The 2,317-nt window shown below is 61.2% G+C and carries 2 protein-coding genes and 1 pseudogene; all 3 read right to left on the bottom strand.

Annotated features, from left to right (window positions below; all coding sequences use genetic code 11):
* Nucleotides 1–210: pseudogene (locus tag ACFFAR_RS31135) on the bottom strand (ABC transporter permease); the annotation flags it as partial.
* Between the two features lies 1 nt (nt 211).
* Complete coding sequence (locus tag ACFFAR_RS31130; protein ID WP_062002042.1) at nt 212–1,834, bottom strand: sugar ABC transporter ATP-binding protein; 1,623 nt, start codon at nt 1,832–1,834, stop codon at nt 212–214.
* Between the two features lie 145 nt (nt 1,835–1,979).
* Nucleotides 1,980–2,317, bottom strand: a 338-nt coding sequence (locus ACFFAR_RS31125) for a substrate-binding domain-containing protein (protein ID WP_375509217.1), incomplete at its 5' end; no start/stop codon positions are given.

Here is a 2,317-nt window from a genome sequence, read left to right as displayed (position 1 = left end):
CATCACCACGAGATCGGGAATCTGGTTCGCGATCGTGCTGAAGGTATCGTAGGTGAGAAAGTGCGAGCTCAGCACGGAGAACAGCGCGATCATCGCGATCAACGCGCCGAGCAGGCCCAGGTAATTCGAGAACCCGAGCCGCGTGCCGATCGGCTTTGCGCTTTTTGGCGGCTCCGTCTGCGTCTTCGGGGTAGTGGTTTGAGTTGTCATCCTAGTGCTCCGTGATATGTGCGTCTGGCTTTCTTGTGTCTGGTACGTGCGTGTCCGGCTCGGCAGGTTCGCTGAGAATCTTATCGCGGCCGGCATAGCCCGCGAACGCTGCCGCGAGCAGCGCATCCTGCGACCAGTTATCGCGTTCGAAGACGCCCGTCATGCGTCCCGCCGACATTACACCGATGCGGTCGCAAATGAGCATTAATTCGCGCAAATCGCTCGATACCACGACCAGCGCGCGGCCTTCGCGGGCTTGCGCGCCCATCAATGCATAAATGTCGAACTTGGCCCCGACGTCGATACCGCGTGTGGGTTCGTCGAAGAGCAGCACCGTGCAGTCGCGTGCGAGCCAGCGCCCGATCACAACCTTCTGCTGATTGCCGCCCGAGAGTTCCGACACGGGCTGCGCCGCACTCGATGTACGGATGCGCATCGCGGTGATTTGTTTTTGCGCCAGTGCGTTTTCGCGTTTTGCGTCGACCACCCCGTGCCTGGATACCGCGCCGATATTGCCAAGCGAGATATTCGCGGCGATAGGTTGGGGCAGCAACAGGCCTTCGCCCTTGCGGTCTTCGGTGATCAGTGCGATACCCTGGTTCACGGCATCGGACGGCGACTTGACGTTGACTTTCGCGAGCGTGCCGCCGTGGCGTGCAACGAAAACCTCGCCGCTGTCCGCCCGATCCGCGCCATAGATCAGGCGCATGAGTTCGGTGCGTCCCGCGCCGATCAGCCCGCTGATGCCAAAAATCTCGCCGGCCTTCACTTCAAACGATACGTCGCGCACTGCGTGGCCGCGCGTCATGCCTTGTACCTTGAACGCGGTCGTACCGATACGGCGTTCGCCGAGATCGATGCGCTCGCCAATATCGCGTCCGACCATCAGCGTGACGATCTTGTCGCTGCTCAGATTGTGCATTGCGTCAACATGCACGAGTCGGCCGTCGCGCAAGATCGCTGCACGTTCGGCCACACGCGCGAGTTCTTCCAGCCGATGCGAGATATACACGAGCGCTACACCGCGCGCTTTCAGGCGGTCGACTTGCTCGAACAACAGGTCGACTTCACGCGCTGTCAGCATGGCGGTGGGTTCATCGAGGATCAGGACGCGGCAATCGCCAATCAGGTTGCGCGCGATCTCGACCATCTGCTGATGACCGATACCCAGCTCGCCCACGAGCGTGTCCGGATCGATTGCATCGAGACCGACCTGCGCCATGGCGTGATGTGCGTCCTCACGCAGCTTCGCGCGATCGATCCAGCCAAGGCCACGTTGAGGCAAGCGGTTCAGGAACAGGTTTTCTGCGACCGACAGCGTGGGCAGCAGGTTCAGCTCCTGCATGACCATGCGCACGCCGAGCGCTTCGGCGTCACTACGGCTTGCCGGTGCGTACGCAGCGCCCGCAAGCTGCATGGAGCCGGTGGTCGGCGTGACGAGACCGCTGATGATCTTCGACAACGTGCTTTTGCCCGCGCCGTTCTCGCCGGTCAGCGCGAGCGCTTCGCCGGGACGCAGATGCAGCGACACATCCATGAGCACCGGCTCGACATAAGTCTTGCCAATGCCGTGTATGGTCAGCACCGGAGGCGCATCGGCGGAAGGGACGATTGGACTTGGCATCGTTTTAGAAAGACTGGAAGGTGCTTGATGGTGAATCCGGAGCGCGGTGCGTCGGGACAGTTAAGGCGTGGAGTCGTGCCGCAGGACACACGTTTGTCCTGCGGCTCGCCATGATGGCGATGACTCGTGAAGCGTGACGCGAGCGTTACTTCTTGCCTGTGACCAGGTCGACAGGCGTCTCGACAACGCTCGACAAGTCCGACTGCTTCTGATGCGTCGACAGCGCCTTCAGCGCAGTATCGATACCGAATACCGCTTGTTTTGCAGCGTATTGGTCGGCTGTGGCGAGCACGCGGCCATCGGCAAGCATCGGCTTGATGGCGTTGATGTTGTCGTAACCCACGACCTGCACCTTGCCTGCCTTGCCCGCTGCGCGCACGGCCGATACCGCGCCGATCGCCATGTTGTCGTTGCCGCACAGCAGCGCTTTCACATTCGGGTTCGCGTTCAGGATTTGCGATGCAACCGCATTGCCTTTATCGA

This window comes from uncultured Caballeronia sp. (assembly GCF_964243625.1).
GTDB lineage: Bacteria > Pseudomonadota > Gammaproteobacteria > Burkholderiales > Burkholderiaceae > Caballeronia.
The sequence above is the reverse complement of the archived record's forward strand: the minus strand, read 5'-3'. Positions and strand labels throughout refer to the sequence as shown.